Here is a 16,076-nt window from a genome sequence, read left to right as displayed (position 1 = left end):
AATATGAAAAAGTCTCCCATTTATCTGTTTGTAGCAAGCTCGTTAATCGCTCTCGCAGGCTGTATCTCAGTGCCGGAAAAACCAACCTTTATTGAACAAGAGTTGGATCAAGCGATAGCTGGGCAAACGGCTAACGCCAAACGCAAGCCGCTAACTCAATTGCCAACAGCTGTGCAGCAAGAATTGATGCAGCAAACCATGACTGACGCGAAACAGTCATTACTTGCGGAAAAACGCTTAGACATTGCCGCTGTCGACGTTGATGCGAAAGCATTTTTTGCTGCGCTCGTCGAAGACTCGGACTACAGTGCAGCGGTTCACCCTGATGTCAGCGGTAATATTACGCTTAACCTCAAAGACGTTACCATTGATGAAGCGTTAACCGTTTTACAAGACATTTACGGGTTTGACGTCAAGCGCTTTGGCAAGGTTATTCAAGTCTTTCCGGCGGGGATGCGTACCGAAACAATTGCCCTTAACTACTTGTTTTTAAAGCGCTACGGTGCCTCGAATACGACAATCAATTCAGGTGGTGTTTCTGAGAACGACCCCAACAACGGCAACAATAACAACAGCAACAATCGCTCAAGTAATAACAGCAACAACAATAACAATAGCGGCAACAACAATAATCAAAACGGTAGCAGTGGCATTAACATCTATACCGAGAATGAATCAGATTTTTGGACTGAGCTACAAGAGACGTTAGTCTCGCTCGTCGGCGATGAAGATGGCCGTTCAGTGATTGTTTCTCCCCAAGCGGGCTTAGTTACCGTCAGAGCCTTGCCGAGTGAAATCAAAGCCGTGAAAACCTTTGTTAACGATACGCAAAAACATTTGCGTCGTCAGGTCATCATTGAAGCGAAAATTATGGAAGTGACGCTTAACGATGACTACCAGCAAGGGGTGCGCTGGGATGAAGTGATTGGCCATATTGGTAGTACCGATCTCTCATTCGGCACAAACATGGCACTGCCGGGTAATACTATTTCCGCGACAATTGGCGGTACAACGGGTATCAGTTTTACCAATGCTGATTTTCGGGGGGTGATTGCCTTATTGCAAACGCAAGGTAACGTGCAAGTATTGTCTAGCCCTCGTATTACCGCAACCAATAATCAAAAAGCGGTGATCAAAGTGGGTGAAGATGAATACTTTGTTACCGAAGTGTCGAGTACCACAACCACAGGCACGGCGACCACAACAACGCCAGAAGTGGAGCTAACACCGTTCTTCTCCGGTATTGCACTAGACGTGACGCCGCAAATTGACGAGTCAGGCGAGGTGATTTTACACGTTCACCCGTCAGTAACCGTAACTGATGAGCAAACCAAAACCATTCGCCTAGGGGGCGATGACTTTGCGTTGCCACTCGCGCAAAGTAGTGTCCGCGAGTCTGACACCATTATTCGCGCTAAATCTGACGAAATCGTAGTGATCGGCGGTTTAATTGAAACGCGCAAGGTTGATCAAGAGTCGAAAACACCATTGTTGGGCGATATTCCAATCATGGGCGAGCTGTTTAAAAACAAAGTGCAGACTACGCAGAAGAAAGAGTTGGTGATCATGTTAAAACCAACGGTTATTGGTCATAATACGTGGAATGAGCAGTTGATCGAAGCGCGTGAATTACTGAAACAATGGTTCCCAGAAAGCGATTAATCGCGCTGCTGGGAAGTTTGTGCCAGCAAGTGCACGAGAACATTTGGTAAACCATGTACCTGTATCACTTTGGGCTAACACAGTTACCTTTTACACTGACCCCAAATACTAGCTTTTATCTGGGATTAGCGCCTCACAATGAGGCGCTAGCTGTATTGCTAACGGCGTTAAAAACCGGTGAGGGCTTTTTAAAGGTTATTGGTGAAGTTGGCACGGGGAAAACCTTGTTGTGCCGAAAGTTACTCAATGATATTCCCGACCATTTTGTCACCGCCTATATTCCCAATCCATATTTGAATCCAGACGAACTGCGACGCGCTGTTGCCGTTGAGTTGGGCGTCAAGCAAGCACAGCGCATGTCAGTGCAGTTGTTGACGCAGCGCATTCAAACACGCTTGCTTGAGTTACATGCCAAAGGCCACTCTGTGGTGCTTATTGTCGATGAAGCACAAGCATTGCCAGAGGAAAGCTTAGAAGCACTGCGCCTGTTTACCAATTTAGAAACTGAGAGCCGAAAATTACTGCAGGTGGTAATGTTTGCGCAACCTGAACTCGACGCTCGACTAGCAGAGCAACACTTTCGCCAGCTGCGTCAACGCATCACTTTTTCCTATCGTTTACGCGCCATGTCGGCTGAAGAGGTTGAGCATTATATTCAACACCGTTTAAACGTAGCCGGCTATAAGGGAGCGGCGTTATTCTCTTCCAAGCTTTGCCGTCAACTGACAAAAGCCAGTAAAGGTATTCCTAGGCTAGTGAACGTTATTTGCCATAAAATGCTGATGCTAGGATACGGGGAAGGGCAATATCAATTGACCCCAAAACACCTAAGCTTGGCAGTTAACGATACCGAAGACACAGTAAAACCCAACAATCACTGGCGTACAATAGGGGTGTTGACCGCGACACTTGTGGTGCTCGTTATTGCCGCTTGGTTATTCATACCGATGGAGAGATTTGTGTGAGCGTCATCAATCAAATGCTCAAAGACTTGGAAAAGCGCAGTGACGACAATCGTGACGTATCAACTGCCGCAGGCCCTGTGACGCCGCAGGCAAAGAATAAAACTTCAATGGCGTTAATCACCGTTGTGGTTTCTGTGCTGCTTACCCTAGTTTTAGTGGCTGTGGTTTTCTTATTTCAAGAAAACCAACTATTAAGGCAACAGGCTAGCACAGGTGATAAGGTGTTATGGCAAAACCAGCAAGCACAGCAATTAGTTGCCGCCGTGGAAAAAATAGCCCAGCAATCAGCCGCCGTTAATGAAACTGTTGATGATTTGGAGCAGCGTTCGCTTGAGCAAAAACTAGAGCGAAAAACAGTGCAAAAAACAGCGCAACAACCCGCGAATGAAGCCGAAATCGCTGACGTTAATAGTGATACTGAGCGCACTCAAAACGATGCGACAGCGGCCGACATTACCCCTGAAAAAGTTCAAACAACAACACAAGTTAGCACTTCAACGTTCACTGAATCGCGCCGCCCTCTAGCAAGCGCTAATCATCATGTCGCCAGCACTGAGCTTATGCGTGATACCCAGTTATCGACCAGTCGCCAAATGCAGAAGCCGAACGAGACGACAACGCCAACCGACACAACTAATCTGCGTTCAATTAGCAGCGAATCAAGCCCATCACCAGAGCACTCTCAGCCCAATGCCGTTAAGCCATCGTTGACCATTGCGCGCAAGCAGCTGTCCTCGGCACAGTTGGCGGCGCAAAAAATTAACCAAGCCGAGCAAGCGATGGCTGCGCAGCAGGGTGAACAAGCAGAGCAGTTATTACAAGATGCCTTGTTACTGGTACCTAACAATAAGCAGGCGAGAAAGCAACTGGCGGCGATATGGTTTGCCAGAGGAAATAATCAAGCAGCGGTTAATTTACTTAATCAAGGCATTAGCTTGTCGCCGCTTGAGTCAGACTTCCGTTTGATGAAAGGCAAGATTTTATTGCAGGGGTATCAGCGTAGCCAGTTTCAAAATCCAGCTCAAGACTCGCCATTGCTGACTCAGGCATACGATACCCTTGTCGCGCAACCTGATGTCTCGCAAGTAGAGTATCAGGCGCTGTTAGCGAGTGTTGCACAGCAATTAAATCAATTACCAGCGGCAACTAACGCGTATCAACAGTTAGTGACCTTACAGCCGAATCAGGCTAAGTGGCAACTTGGTTTGGCGACTGTGCTTGATCAAGCCAGTCGCTTTAACAATGCCCTGGCCGCGTATCAGCAAGCACTCGCGATTGGCGGTTTGTCGACACAAAGTCGACAGTTTGCAGAGCAACGAATTAAAGAATTAGGAGAATAAGACGATGGCGGCACCCAAGTTAAAAATGCGCCTAGGTGATTTACTGGTGCACGAAGGGATTATCAGTAATGACCAGTTAATGCACGCGCTCAACAGTCAAAAATCGTCTGGCCGTAAATTAGGGGACATGCTGATTGAACTGGGTTATATCAGCGAACGCCAGCTCCTTGAATTCCTCGCCCAACAATTAGATGTGCCTTTTATGGATATCAGCCAATTGCGTGTCCCGGGGGAAGTCGCCAATCTCTTGCCTGAGGTTCACGCGCGCCGCTTACGTGCGCTGGTGATGGAAGATCGCGGTGACAGCGTGTTAATTGGCATGAGTGATCCTGCTGATTTAAATGCACTTGACCAGCTCGAACAAATGATGGCGCCCAAGCGAATTCAGCTTGCCGTGGTGATGGAATCACAGCTGTTTGAGTCGTTTGATAGCCTTTATCGTCGCACTGCGGAAATTGAATCATTTGCCAGCCAGTTAGAGCAAGAGTACGAGCAAACGTCCGACTTTGACATGTCGGCGACCTTTGATGATGGCGGCGATGCCACCGTCGGCAAATTACTGCAATCCGTGTTTGAAGATGCGGTACAAATGCGCGCGTCAGATATTCACATTGAACCTGACGAAAGACAACTGCGCATTCGCCAGCGTATCGATGGCGTATTGCAAGAAAACATTTTAAATGAAAACAAGATTGCTGCCGCGCTAGTGTTGCGTTTGAAGCTCATGGCCGGTCTGGATATTTCTGAAAAACGCCTACCGCAAGACGGTCGTTTTAATTTGCAAATAAAAGGGCATAACGTGGATGTGCGGATGTCGACCATGCCAGTGCAATACGGCGAATCTGTAGTAATGCGTTTGCTTGATCAATCGGCGGGCTTGCTGTCACTCGATGAGACAGGGATGCCGCCTGAGCTGGTGCAGCGACTTCGCCACCAAATTACCCGCCCACATGGTATGGTGTTAGTAACTGGGCCAACGGGTAGTGGTAAAACCACCACACTTTATGGTGCGCTGAGCGAATTAAACCAGTCTTCGAAAAAAATCATTACCGCGGAAGACCCTGTCGAGTATCGCTTACCTCGCATTAACCAAGTGCAGATCAGTAGTAAAATCGATTTAACCTTCTCTAGCGTGTTGCGCACTGCGTTGCGGCAAGATCCTGATATCATTATGGTCGGCGAGATGCGCGATAGTGAAACGGTCGAAATTGGCTTGCGAGGCGCGTTAACGGGTCACTTGGTATTATCGACACTACATACCAATGACGCGATTACCAGCGCGCTGCGTTTGATTGATATGGGCGCTGCGGGCTTTTTGGTCGGGAGTTCATTACGAGCGGTGATTGCACAACGTCTAGTGCGCCGCATTTGCGAAAACTGCCGGAATGACTATCGCCCAGATGCGCAAGAGCAAATGTGGCTCAACAACCTGACTGGACAAGATTGCAGTACATTATCGTTTAAGCACGGCACAGGTTGTCAGTCGTGTCAGTATACGGGGTACCGCGGTCGTATCGGTGTGTTCGAATTACTGGAAATGAACGACCCTATGATGGCCGCATTAAAAAGAGAAGACACCGAAGCCTTTACGGAACACGCCAAGCGCAATCCAACATTTAAACCACTGGCGAAGGCCGCATTTGATTATGCCTGTGAAGGTATAACCAGTGTAGAGGAAGTGCTAAGGTTAGTGGAAACCGTAGATGTAGCAGGTTAACTTAAACGATGGCAATGTTTAACTATATTGGGCGCGACGCACAAGGTAGCCAAGTTAAAGGGGCGCTTGAAGCGGTCAGTGCTAATGCAGTGGCGGAAGTACTGGCACGCCAGCGTATAACCCCTGTATCGATTGAACAAGGGACAGATCCTCAACAAGCTAGTGGCATTAATATCGATATTGGTGACTTACTGGGTTTTGCCCCCGTTGCACTCGATGATTTGATTGTCTTGTGTCGCCAGATGTATGCCCTGATGCGCTCAGGTGTTCCTATTCTTAGGGCGATTAACGGTTTGGCTGAATCGAGCGCCTCCCCTAAACTGCGCAAAGTACTCGCTGACGTCGCCAGCCAATTAGAAGGCGGTAACGCCTTGTCTTCTGCCTTAAATCAACATCCACGGGTATTTTCCTCGCTCTTTATTTCAATTGTTCACGTAGGTGAAAATACTGGTCAGCTTGACGGGTCTTTTTTGAAGTTAGCGACCTATTTTGAACGAGAGCAAGACACGCGCAAGCGCATAAAGTCAGCACTGCGTTACCCGAGTTTTGTGGTTGCGGCTGTTGTGATCGCGATTGTGATCCTGAACATTTTTGTGATTCCAACGTTTGCCAATATGTTTTCGCGTTTGGGCGCCGACTTGCCATTTGCGACAAAACTACTGATCAACAGCTCTAACTTTTTCTTAGCGTACTGGCCGCATATGTTGGCGGCGACTATTGCCGCGATAATCGCAATACGCGCTTATGTCAAAACCGATACTGGCCGATATCAATGGGATAAACGCAAGCTTAAAATTCCCGTGGTCGGTGGGATTATCGAACGCTCGATTTTATCGCGATTTACTCATAGCTTTGCGATTGTCCTTAAAGCTGGTGTGCCCATGACCTCTGGCCTGACCTTAGTTGCCGATGCCGTTGACAATGATTATATGCGCGACAAAATAATTAAAATGCGCCAAGGTATTGAAAGTGGTGAAAGCCTATTGCGCACCGCTGTTACCAGTACTTTGTTTACGCCCCTAGTATTGCAAATGATTGCCGTGGGTGAAGAAACAGGGCGCGTTGATGAGTTACTTGAAGAAGTTGGCGACTATTACGAGCGTGAAGTTGACTACGATTTAAGTACCTTAACGGCACGTATCGAGCCGATTTTACTGGTTATTGTCGCCGCCATGGTACTGGTACTCGCACTGGGAATATTTACCCCGATGTGGGATATGGCCTCTGCGTTCCAAGGTCGATAATGCGTAGGCAAATCGCTGCAGAGCACAAAGAGCGCACGGTCTTTGAGTTGATCATTATTGGTGTTTTGATCGCCTTGCTGATGGCTAATTTTTTGCATTCATTCTTAAAACAAGAAGGCAGTATTAGTGAAGCGGGCTTTCGGGCGCTGGGCAATCGCTTTACCACACAAGTCCATGCCATTCACGGTCAGTGGTTGATGGATGGACAGCCAAGTGTGGTAAAACTGCGCGATAGCCAAGGGCAGATAAACCAAGTGACGGTTAATCGCTTTGGCTGGCCAGATGGTGATAGTTGTGAGCACATATGGTTACAAGTCTTAGAGATGCCAATGTCGTTACTCAACCAACCGATTTCGGCGTTGGCATTGAACACTCAATCGCCAGAAAATAACGCGCGCGCCGTGCAACGAGTTTGCCGATATTATTTTAGTGAGAATCAATATTTTGATTATCAGCGGCATAGCGGCAAGGTATTGCTATAAAATTACTGCTATAAAAATATAAGTGTTAACGCATTTTTGCCTGTGCAGAACAACAGTTATGTGCGTGAACCTTGGGGCAAAGTTAAGCCAAAAGTCAGTGACTTATGTAACAAATCATTGCTAAAATCAATCAGTAGGGGAAATTAACGGGTGTACCCATGAACAAACAATCAGGTTTTACTTTAATTGAATTGGTTATTGTGGTCGTTATTTTGGGCTTTTTAGCAGTGACGGCTATTCCAAAGTTTCTAGACTTAACTGACCAAGCCAAGCAAGCGAATATTGAAGGCATGGCGGGCGGTTTTGCCACCGCAGTATCGTTAGTGCGCGCGCAGTGGGAAGCGGAAGGGCGACCACAAAATGCCAGTAATGAAAATTCAATTAACTATGACGGTGTTAACTTGGTGTTGACGACACCAACAACTAACCAACCCAATATCAGAGCCGGTTATGTGACTGGCCTTACAGACGGCGTAACGCTGGCGGCCAACTTTGACGTCAATAATTGCGTTGAAATCTGGCAGAATATTTTACAGCAACCGCCGGTCATAACGTCAATAGTGGCTAATTTAAACAACAACAGCGCAACGGATTATCTGGCGACAACGATTGCTAACCAGCAGCCCGCCAACACCAGTATTTGTGCGTTTTACTTAAAAGAGTCATTAAACAAAGATGCCAACGGCAACTTTGTCGCGCCAGCCGCAGGAGCCGAGACAACTACTGGTAACTTGTTTACTTACAACCCTGCAAATAGCTCTGTGGTTGTTTTTATTAACAACTAAAATTGAGCTAACGTTGCAGATATAAAGCAACACATAAACACAACACATAAACTTGAATAAATAAGAGTAGTCATATGAGAACATTACAGAAGCAACAAGGTTTTACCTTAATTGAACTCGTCGTTGTAATTGTTATTTTAGGTATTTTAGCTGCTACGGCCGCACCTAGATTTATTGATTTACAAGATGATGCTAGAAACGCAGTACTAAATGGTATCGAGGCGTCATTGCAAGGGGCTTCAACGCTTGTACGCAGTAAATCCTTGATTGAAGGAAATCAATCTGCTGCCGGTTCTACTTCACCTCAAGTAGCAATCAATGGTGTAGATGTTGATATTTCATATGGCTACCCAAGATCAGACACAGGTAGTGCTGCTGAGTGGAGAACTAACCTAGTCCAACTTGGTGATGACTACACTATTTCTGACACTGCTGTAAGTGGCAGCATCGTGATTTATCCTGCGGGCGCAACAGCACCAACATCGTTGAGTTCTTCGGCTTCAAACAATTGTTTTGCTTTTTACACTGAAGCTACAGGCCCCGCTACTAACCAAGCACCTAATATTGACGTAGTAGAGTGTCAATAACAATTAAGAATATGGAAAGGAGGGCCTCTTAGCCCTCTTTTTTTACGTCTAAATATGATAGCTGTAAGCCTCTGCTCAGCTAATTGGCTTATTTTTTACTTAACAGTATACTAATCAACACCATAACGGATGCTAATTGGGCGTTCTTGGTTCTTCAAGTAAGTCATAAGAAGTAGGTCACACGAGTTAAGAGAGGTTGCTGGCGTGGGATACAATCGTTGGACAATAAATCATATCGCTAAGCGCCGCTGTATACTGGCTTCTCGCGCTGAAAAACTTCGTACCTTGATTGACGCCAACAAGCAAAGTGGCTTTACCTTACTCGAACTTATTGTCACCATTATTATCATTGGCGTGCTCGCCGTAACCGCTTTACCACGCTTTACTGGCACAGACGGATTTGAGGAATACAGCTATCGCACGCAAGCCATCTCAATATTGCGCAATGCTCAGCTTAGGGCAATGAATCAAGCGACTAATACCTGCAACACTATTTTGATTGATAACAAAAATCTAGGTATACCTGACAATGGCAGTTGCAATGGTTTTTCCAGTAATTTTGGTGATCGCGATAACGACTTTACACGCGTTACCGAGCTGAAAATCACCAGTGATAATATCCAATTCTCAACCGTCGCCCCCAATAATAGGATCACCTTTGATAAACAAGGTGTGCCAAGCTGCGGCAGTAACTGCACCATAGAAATTCGAGGTACAGAAACTCTTCGTATTGCAATTGAGCCACAGGGGTATATTCATGCCCAATAAGCAAAATTCAAAGACTGGCTCACTAGCCAAGCACCATGGCTTTACCTTGATTGAATTAATTATCGGTATTGTCGTGCTCGCGATTTCATTTTCAGTGATCACCAGTTTAATTATTCCAACAACCGTACAAAGTGCCAATCAGCTGCATCAAATTCGCGCAGCGGAGTTGGGTCAAACCTTGATGAATGAAATTTTGGCTCGATCTTTTGATGAAAACTCTGATCATGCAGGTGGCTTGTTTCGCTGCCAAGAGCAAGGAGTAGAATGCACAGGCACCATTAGTAGCATTGTTAGCTTGGGGGTTGATGTGGGCGAGTCTCGAGATCAATACAACGATGTAGATGATTTTTATTGCTACGACCCAAGTAGTCCAGATAAATCGAAATCCTACGAGCTTCCCTGTGCTAACCCCGCCAATTGGAATATTGCGCCTTATTCGTCAGATATTTACAGTAATTACAGAGTGGCGGTCAACGTATTCTACGATGGAAATTATGATGGGGTAGACGATAACGACTATGCTGTCGCTAAACATATAGGCTTATCAATAAGAACACCAAGCGGTGAAGAGATCAACTTGACCACATATAAGGTAAATTTCTAATGCCAAGTCGTAGTCGTGGTTTTACCTTAATTGAAATGGTGATGGTTATTGTGCTGCTGGGGATTGTGTCCGTTGGCATCGGCAGTTTTATTCGCTTGGGCAGTCAAGCCTACGCAGAAGTTTCAGCACGTGATGAGTTGATTGCCAGCGCTCGCTTTGCCGTTGAGCGATTAAACCGTGAATTACGTCAGGCATTGCCAAACAGTATTCGCACAAACTTTACCAGCGTGAATGTGCAATGTGTTGAATTTATGCCGATTGTGGCAAGTACTATTTACCAAGATGTCCCTGTGCGCCCAGAGCCCGCTAGTGATACGCTGAGCATTATTAATTTTAGTGGCGCAAATGATATAGATAACAATCACAGCGTTGCTGTTTATCCAATAAACCAAAGCGACTTATACGCCAATAATAGTTCTTATATTTATTCAGTTGATAATGTCAGTATTCCAGCAAATGCCGATATTGGCACCGTGGAACTTGATGTTGTATCAAATATTCACTTTGCAGAAGATTCGCCAACGCAGCGCTTGTATTTTATCAGTAGCCCCGTAAGTTATTGCGTTGAAGATACCGAGCTTTATCGCTATGAGAGAGTCAATAATGTGCAAAATCGCGTGTTAATGGCGCAAAATTTTCAAACGCCAAATAACAATCCTAGTGACGCCATTCCCGACTACGCTCCGTTTGAGTTAATGACTGCGTCCCAATTTCGAAACGCAATTACGCGTGCAGAGCTCAGGTTTAGCCGAGACGGTGAACAAGTCATTTTTAACAATGAAGTACAGGTGTTAAATGTACCTTAGATACGGCGCTAAGAATTCACAAACTTCGGTGTTTACTCTCAACAACACTAAAGCTAAACAGCAGGGTAGCTCACTTGTTTTGGCCATTTTTGTGCTAGTGGTCATGCTACTACTGGGAACCGCACTTGTGCGTATGCTTGCGACATCTTCTCAATCAGTTGCCTATGAGGTGTTGGGCACTCGCGCATACCAAGCAGCCAATATTGGTGCACAACAACGTTTATCGATGATTTTTCCCGTACTTGGAAGTGCTCAACGTTGTGGTGTGCCAGATCCGGTAACCAATAGAAGCTCGGACAACACAGTCCCCAATGTACTTAATACTTTGGGGAATGTTAATGGCTTAAAGAGCTGTCAAGTTAGTGCGCTTAGTTGTAGTGACTTTGTTGTTGATGGCACCACTTATTATCGAATCACTGCAAGTGGACAATGCACCGCTGGCGAGGTTCAAACCTTGAGAACCATTGAAGTAGAAGCGAGAAGTTTGTAATGCGTTATTGTTTCTGGTTATTCACTTTGCTATTGAGTTTGATGGCTTTTTCCGCCAGCGCAGCGATTACTTGCGATGCCGCAGACAGTTTTGAACAAATTGCCTTTGATAATTTTAGCAGTGATCAAGGGCTATGGCGTGGCGTTGATTTTAACCGCACAGTCAGTAATTGGCCGAACGAGTCAATTCGCAACACAGGCAATGGGCTAGAGTCCCTTAATTTCGTTATTCGTCGCAACCGATTAAGCGTTCAGGGCAACGATAACGAATTCGGTATGGTTGCTTACAACTTTGGCGCATTAGATCCAGCTGCGGCGCGTCAATATAGCATTACAACGAATATTGCCTCTAACGTGTCGAGGGGCACAAATACAAATAATGATGTGGGTATTGTTTTTGGTTACCAAGACGAACGCAACTACTACTTAGCACGCTGGACGAAAATAGGCAGAGGCCTTCGAGACGACACTTTATATCCTGGTACTTATCGACAACTTGATTTAGTGAAAGTGGCTGATGGTACTGCAACCTTGCTTGATAGCGCGCCAAGTACCGGTACAAGTGCAGGAACTAATTTCGCCATGAAAGTGGTCGTAACCAGCGATGGTACCGGCGTCTGTTTGGGCAATTCGGGGGGCAACAATATGTCGCTGGTATTGTCATCGAATGAGGTCCCGTCACTACAAACCACAGGTCTTTACTCTTACGACAACCATAATATCGTTCGTTATAGCAATTTCGAAGTGCGATGCGATGATTGTGCGCGCTTGGTCGCAAACTACCGTATGGATGAGCAAAGTTGGAATGGAAATACGAGTGAGGTGGTCGATCAAACTGGCAACTATAACGCAACAGCCATCAACGGTGCGCTTACAAGCGAAATTTCGCCTGCGTTAACGGGTGATCCCGGTACCTGTCGATATGGCAGCTTTGACGGAGCCAATGATTACGTTGAACTGCCCAGTAATTTTGACAACCTGCAAGGTAGTTTCACGATTACGGCTTGGATCAACCCAAGTAATCTTGATAGCGGCTCTCGTATTTTTATTGATGACGAAAACAATTCTGACCAAGGCTATGGTTTTAGTTTAGGTGACCCGGGCAATGGCCGCTTGCGCTTTTACTCGCGAGGTGTCAGCCCAGTGAGCGTTGATACCGCTAGCTCAATTTCACCCAACACTTGGAGCTTCGTCGCTGCGGTGCACGACAGTGTTAATAAAACCCGGCAGATATACATCAATGGTGTTGCGCAACCGGTGGATGGTAGCAATACCATTAGTACCTACACGGGGAACTGGGGAACTGCTTCAGGCCCAGCCACAATTGGTGGTGAAACTGACCGTGGCGAAACGGCAAACCGCTTTACTGGCGATATTGACGAGGTAAGGGTCTATAAAGGTGCACTGACCTCAGCACAAATTAGCAATATTTTTACCGAAAGGCACCCTTGTCCAACCAGCAGCTTGCTCGCACATTACGACTTTGAACAGAACGATATTTCAAGTCAAATCAATGATACGAGTGGTTTAGATAATCACGCGTTTAGCATTGGCGGCTTGCTTGATACTGATAGCAAGTTCTGTAGAGGGTTTGATTCAAATGGCGATAACACAGACATTGCGACGGGCAATGCCTTTCGCTCGTCGCTTGATTTAGATGAGGATGTTGGCGTAACGGGCACGATAAGTTTCTGGTTCAACAGCGACATCGACTGGGGCGCAGGCAAGGAGCGGGTGCTGTTTGATGCCTCGTGCAACGGCAACCCAAATTGTGGTGGCCAGAATGATAAGTATTTTGTCTTGGAAATTGCCCAGAATGGCCGCTTGAAGTTTAGCGTTGAAGACTCAAACGACCGAGATTTTTCTTTTCAAGAGTCCAGTGCCTCGTCACGCACAGCCGATACCTGGTATTACGTAACGGCGACATGGGACTTTCCCAACGATCGTTTTGAACTGTATGTTGATGGCAATTTACGTGCGCGGCGAGTATTTGATACCAATGGGCAAATCATCGAGTTGAATCAAATTGTCTTTGGTGACAATGCCTCACGCTATGCCCGTGGCGACACCAGTAATTTTCCGTCGACAGACTCCTCACAAGGTCGATACGACGAAATTAAAATCTATGGCAAAGTATTAACCGCCGCTGAAATACAGGCAGATATGCAAGTAGGCACCGACTGTGCGGACAATAAACAAGTGTTCCAAATTCGTCATGACGGCTTAGGGCTAACTTGTGAACCTGAGCCGATTCAAGTGATTGCCTGTACCGACGGTAATTGTCGCAATATTGATAGTTCAGTCAATACTGATGTAACGCTTGCCATTAACGGCGGCCTAACCCGCACAATTTCACTAGCTAACGGTAAAAGCCCTGATCTTAATGTGTCAGGGCGTGCTGAAATAAACTATAACCAAGCCGGAAATGCCGAATTAAGCCTTACCTTAGGTGGAGATAATGGTTTTGAGTGTGGAGATTTCGGCGGCAATACACGCGATTGTAATATTGCGTTTGACACTGCGGGTTTTGTTTTTAACGGCGTTAAAAATGGCACCGCTGGATTACCCATCAATAATGTTACGATAGAAGCCAAGCAAGACAATGGCAGTGGCCAATGCCAAACCTTATTCGTTAACCAAAACCGAACTGTTGACTTAGCATTGGGTTACCTTACGCCGAATAATCAAGGTAGCAACCCATACACTATTGACGGCAAGGTTATACCTGATATCAGTAGTGGAAACTACCAAGATGTAAACCTTAGGTTTGACGCTACTGGCAAAGCAACCTTACCTAATAATATTCATAACGATGCCGGCCAAGTGCAACTAATTGCCAGGTATATACAGCCTGCCAATTTACCTACGCAACCGGGCTTTACTTTAATGGGCAACTCTGGAGCCTTTTGGGTTAAACCGCATTACATCAATATCTTGGTCGAGAAAAACGATGGTAGTGCCCTAGATGGTACTACTGCCGATTCACTAATCACGCATACTGCGAGCGCGCCATTTAAAGTCACTTTTGAGGCTGTCAATTACGGCGGTTCGACGACCAGTAATTATCAACCGAGTAATTTACAAATAAACTTACAGAGGACAGGCCCAACTGATGATGTCGCAGTAGAAGGCAAGTTAAGCTTACCTGGGTTAACTTTACAAGGGTCAACTTTACAAGGGGCAATTTTACCAGTTGCCGAAATCATTTCTGGCACGCCGGGTAACATTGACCCCCCATCGTTTTCCGCAGGAAAATACGAAACATCATCAGCAAAATACAGCGAAGTTGGTTTAGTAACGCTTGATGTTTCTGATACCAACTTTGGCGATCAAACTCCTAAATTTGTTGTTGATGGTGGCCTGTGGAATGCGAACAATCGCAGCGAAACAACGGAGATAGGTATTGGCCGTTTTATTCCTGCTTATTTTATTCAAACGGTGAAAGTCGACAACCACGGCTCCTTATCCGGAGATGAAGTCAACTGGGTATACTCTGGGCAAGAAGATGCCAGTGGAAAGGGCAGTATTAGATACCAGCAGCCGCCGACTATTACCATTACCGCTTACAATAACGATAACCAAGTGACGCAAAATTATATCGGCGATTTTAGGCGTTTATTGCCAACGGGAATCAAGATTACAGCACAGGCCGAAGATAGCAAAGTTGGCAAACTCAATAGTAAGTTGGCGATTTCAAAAGCTGAGATTATTATCAACAACACGCTCTTTGCGCGAACAGAAAAGGGGGAGGTTGATTACAGGCTAAGTACCATGGATAACTTCGCCTACGCGCATGAAGAAAATGCTGAAATCCCTCCGTTTGAGCCTGATTTCACTTTAGTGGTCAATAGCATCGAAGATAAAGATGGCGTGAAGGTCGACACTAATACCCCAAGCCACACAGAGGATATTAGGCCTAAACCGCATGTAAACAGCTCGAACGAAAGTTTTAAAGTAAGGTTTGGCCGTTTGGCCATTGATAATAGCTTTGGCCCCGAAACGAGTGATTTACAGCAAAAACTTTATGTTGAATATCTGAACGATAGTAATGTTTATCAGTTAAACACGGATGATAATTTAACGACATTGGAACTTGCGAAGTTAACACTTTCCAATATTAATCTACCAAGCTTACCCAGCCCTGCGACTGGTGTTAAATCGCTATCTACGCTTATGTTAAGTGGCGGTGAATTTACGGACTTTTCATTACTTGCCCCCGGTGCTAATAATCTGGGACAAACGAATGTGTTTTATGAAAGCCCTACATGGTTGAAATATGATTGGGACGACACGCTCAATCACGATAATAACGCCTCTGCCGTAGCCACCTTTGGCCGCTATCGCGGCAACGATCGCATAATCTACTGGCGCGAAGTCAATTAGCAAGCACTAACTATGCGTTAATGGGAATAATTAGCTGCCTTTTTTCGTTAGTAGCAGCTGATTGAGCGGGTAGGTTTTTACGAATCGCTTTTTTCTGTGCTGTTTTTTTAACCGCTTGATCTCCAATATGAAAAAAACTTGCCAATCAAGGCAATTTTTTTGCGAATCAGTACACACATCCGATAAATACTGAGTTATGATAGCTCGATCAAAAAATCAGAAATGATAAGCACATTCACGTTGC

General features: G+C 45.7%; 13 protein-coding genes. All 13 read left to right on the top strand.

The features are described from left to right. Positions 1-3 precede the first annotated feature (3 nt). Positions 4-1,662, top strand: a complete 1,659-nt coding sequence (gene mshL / locus DXX93_RS17435; protein ID WP_116009222.1) for a pilus (MSHA type) biogenesis protein MshL — start codon at positions 4-6, stop codon at positions 1,660-1,662. 53 nt (positions 1,663-1,715) lie between these two features. After that, the gene (locus tag DXX93_RS17430) at positions 1,716-2,627 is read left to right on the top strand and encodes an ExeA family protein (RefSeq protein WP_116009221.1); all 912 of its coding nucleotides are present in this window, start codon (positions 1,716-1,718) and stop codon (positions 2,625-2,627) included. Continuing rightward, positions 2,624-3,967: a tetratricopeptide repeat protein gene (locus DXX93_RS17425; protein ID WP_116009220.1), complete on the top strand. Its 1,344-nt coding sequence runs from the start codon at positions 2,624-2,626 to the stop codon at positions 3,965-3,967. Before DXX93_RS17430 ends, DXX93_RS17425 begins: the two co-directional genes overlap by 4 nt. A 4-nt stretch (positions 3,968-3,971) precedes the next feature. Next, positions 3,972-5,684, top strand: a complete 1,713-nt coding sequence (locus DXX93_RS17420) for a GspE/PulE family protein (RefSeq protein WP_116009219.1) — start codon at positions 3,972-3,974, stop codon at positions 5,682-5,684. Positions 5,685-5,692: 8 nt separating this feature from the next. Then, on the top strand, positions 5,693-6,928 hold the full coding sequence (locus DXX93_RS17415; protein WP_116009218.1) for a type II secretion system F family protein: 1,236 nt from the start codon (positions 5,693-5,695) through the stop codon (positions 6,926-6,928). Beyond that, on the top strand, positions 6,928-7,410 hold the full coding sequence (locus DXX93_RS17410) for a hypothetical protein (protein ID WP_116009217.1): 483 nt from the start codon (positions 6,928-6,930) through the stop codon (positions 7,408-7,410). The genes DXX93_RS17415 and DXX93_RS17410 overlap by 1 nt, the downstream gene beginning before the upstream one ends. Before the next feature lie 158 nt (positions 7,411-7,568). Then, positions 7,569-8,195, top strand: a complete 627-nt coding sequence (locus tag DXX93_RS21150; protein ID WP_116009216.1) for a prepilin-type N-terminal cleavage/methylation domain-containing protein — start codon at positions 7,569-7,571, stop codon at positions 8,193-8,195. Positions 8,196-8,269: 74 nt separating this feature from the next. Beyond that, entirely contained in the window at positions 8,270-8,782 is a 513-nt protein-coding gene (locus tag DXX93_RS21145) for a type II secretion system protein (protein ID WP_116009215.1), read from the top strand. Positions 8,783-8,986: 204 nt separating this feature from the next. Then, complete coding sequence (locus DXX93_RS21140) at positions 8,987-9,550, top strand: type IV pilin protein (protein WP_309545405.1); 564 nt, start codon at positions 8,987-8,989, stop codon at positions 9,548-9,550. Next, complete coding sequence (locus tag DXX93_RS17390; RefSeq protein ID WP_116009214.1) at positions 9,540-10,154, top strand: prepilin-type N-terminal cleavage/methylation domain-containing protein; 615 nt, start codon at positions 9,540-9,542, stop codon at positions 10,152-10,154. Before DXX93_RS21140 ends, DXX93_RS17390 begins: the two co-directional genes overlap by 11 nt. Then, complete coding sequence (locus DXX93_RS17385; protein WP_116009213.1) at positions 10,154-10,960, top strand: PilW family protein; 807 nt, start codon at positions 10,154-10,156, stop codon at positions 10,958-10,960. The genes DXX93_RS17390 and DXX93_RS17385 overlap by 1 nt, the downstream gene beginning before the upstream one ends. After that, the gene (locus tag DXX93_RS17380) at positions 10,950-11,450 is read left to right on the top strand and encodes a pilus assembly PilX N-terminal domain-containing protein (RefSeq protein WP_116009212.1); all 501 of its coding nucleotides are present in this window, start codon (positions 10,950-10,952) and stop codon (positions 11,448-11,450) included. The genes DXX93_RS17385 and DXX93_RS17380 overlap by 11 nt, the downstream gene beginning before the upstream one ends. Beyond that, positions 11,450-15,832: a LamG domain-containing protein gene (locus tag DXX93_RS17375; RefSeq protein ID WP_116009211.1), complete on the top strand. Its 4,383-nt coding sequence runs from the start codon at positions 11,450-11,452 to the stop codon at positions 15,830-15,832. The genes DXX93_RS17380 and DXX93_RS17375 overlap by 1 nt, the downstream gene beginning before the upstream one ends. Positions 15,833-16,076: the final 244 nt, after the last annotated feature.

Origin of the sequence: Thalassotalea euphylliae (assembly GCF_003390335.1) — a bacterium.
Lineage (GTDB): Bacteria > Pseudomonadota > Gammaproteobacteria > Enterobacterales > Alteromonadaceae > Thalassotalea_F > Thalassotalea_F euphylliae_B.
Note: the sequence above shows the minus strand (reverse complement) of the source record. Positions and strands in the feature narration are given on the sequence as shown.

Coding starts and splice junctions, on each gene's coding strand:
- mshL (WP_116009222.1), top strand. CDS start 4: ATGAAAAAGTCTCCCATTTATCTGTTTGTAGCAAGCTCGTTAATCGCT.
- DXX93_RS17430 (WP_116009221.1), top strand. CDS start 1,716: ATGTACCTGTATCACTTTGGGCTAACACAGTTACCTTTTACACTGACC.
- DXX93_RS17420 (WP_116009219.1), top strand. CDS start 3,972: ATGGCGGCACCCAAGTTAAAAATGCGCCTAGGTGATTTACTGGTGCAC.
- DXX93_RS17415 (WP_116009218.1), top strand. CDS start 5,693: ATGGCAATGTTTAACTATATTGGGCGCGACGCACAAGGTAGCCAAGTT.
- DXX93_RS17410 (WP_116009217.1), top strand. CDS start 6,928: ATGCGTAGGCAAATCGCTGCAGAGCACAAAGAGCGCACGGTCTTTGAG.
- DXX93_RS21150 (WP_116009216.1), top strand. CDS start 7,569: ATGAACAAACAATCAGGTTTTACTTTAATTGAATTGGTTATTGTGGTC.
- DXX93_RS21145 (WP_116009215.1), top strand. CDS start 8,270: ATGAGAACATTACAGAAGCAACAAGGTTTTACCTTAATTGAACTCGTC.
- DXX93_RS17390 (WP_116009214.1), top strand. CDS start 9,540: ATGCCCAATAAGCAAAATTCAAAGACTGGCTCACTAGCCAAGCACCAT.
- DXX93_RS17385 (WP_116009213.1), top strand. CDS start 10,154: ATGCCAAGTCGTAGTCGTGGTTTTACCTTAATTGAAATGGTGATGGTT.
- DXX93_RS17380 (WP_116009212.1), top strand. CDS start 10,950: ATGTACCTTAGATACGGCGCTAAGAATTCACAAACTTCGGTGTTTACT.
- DXX93_RS17375 (WP_116009211.1), top strand. CDS start 11,450: ATGCGTTATTGTTTCTGGTTATTCACTTTGCTATTGAGTTTGATGGCT.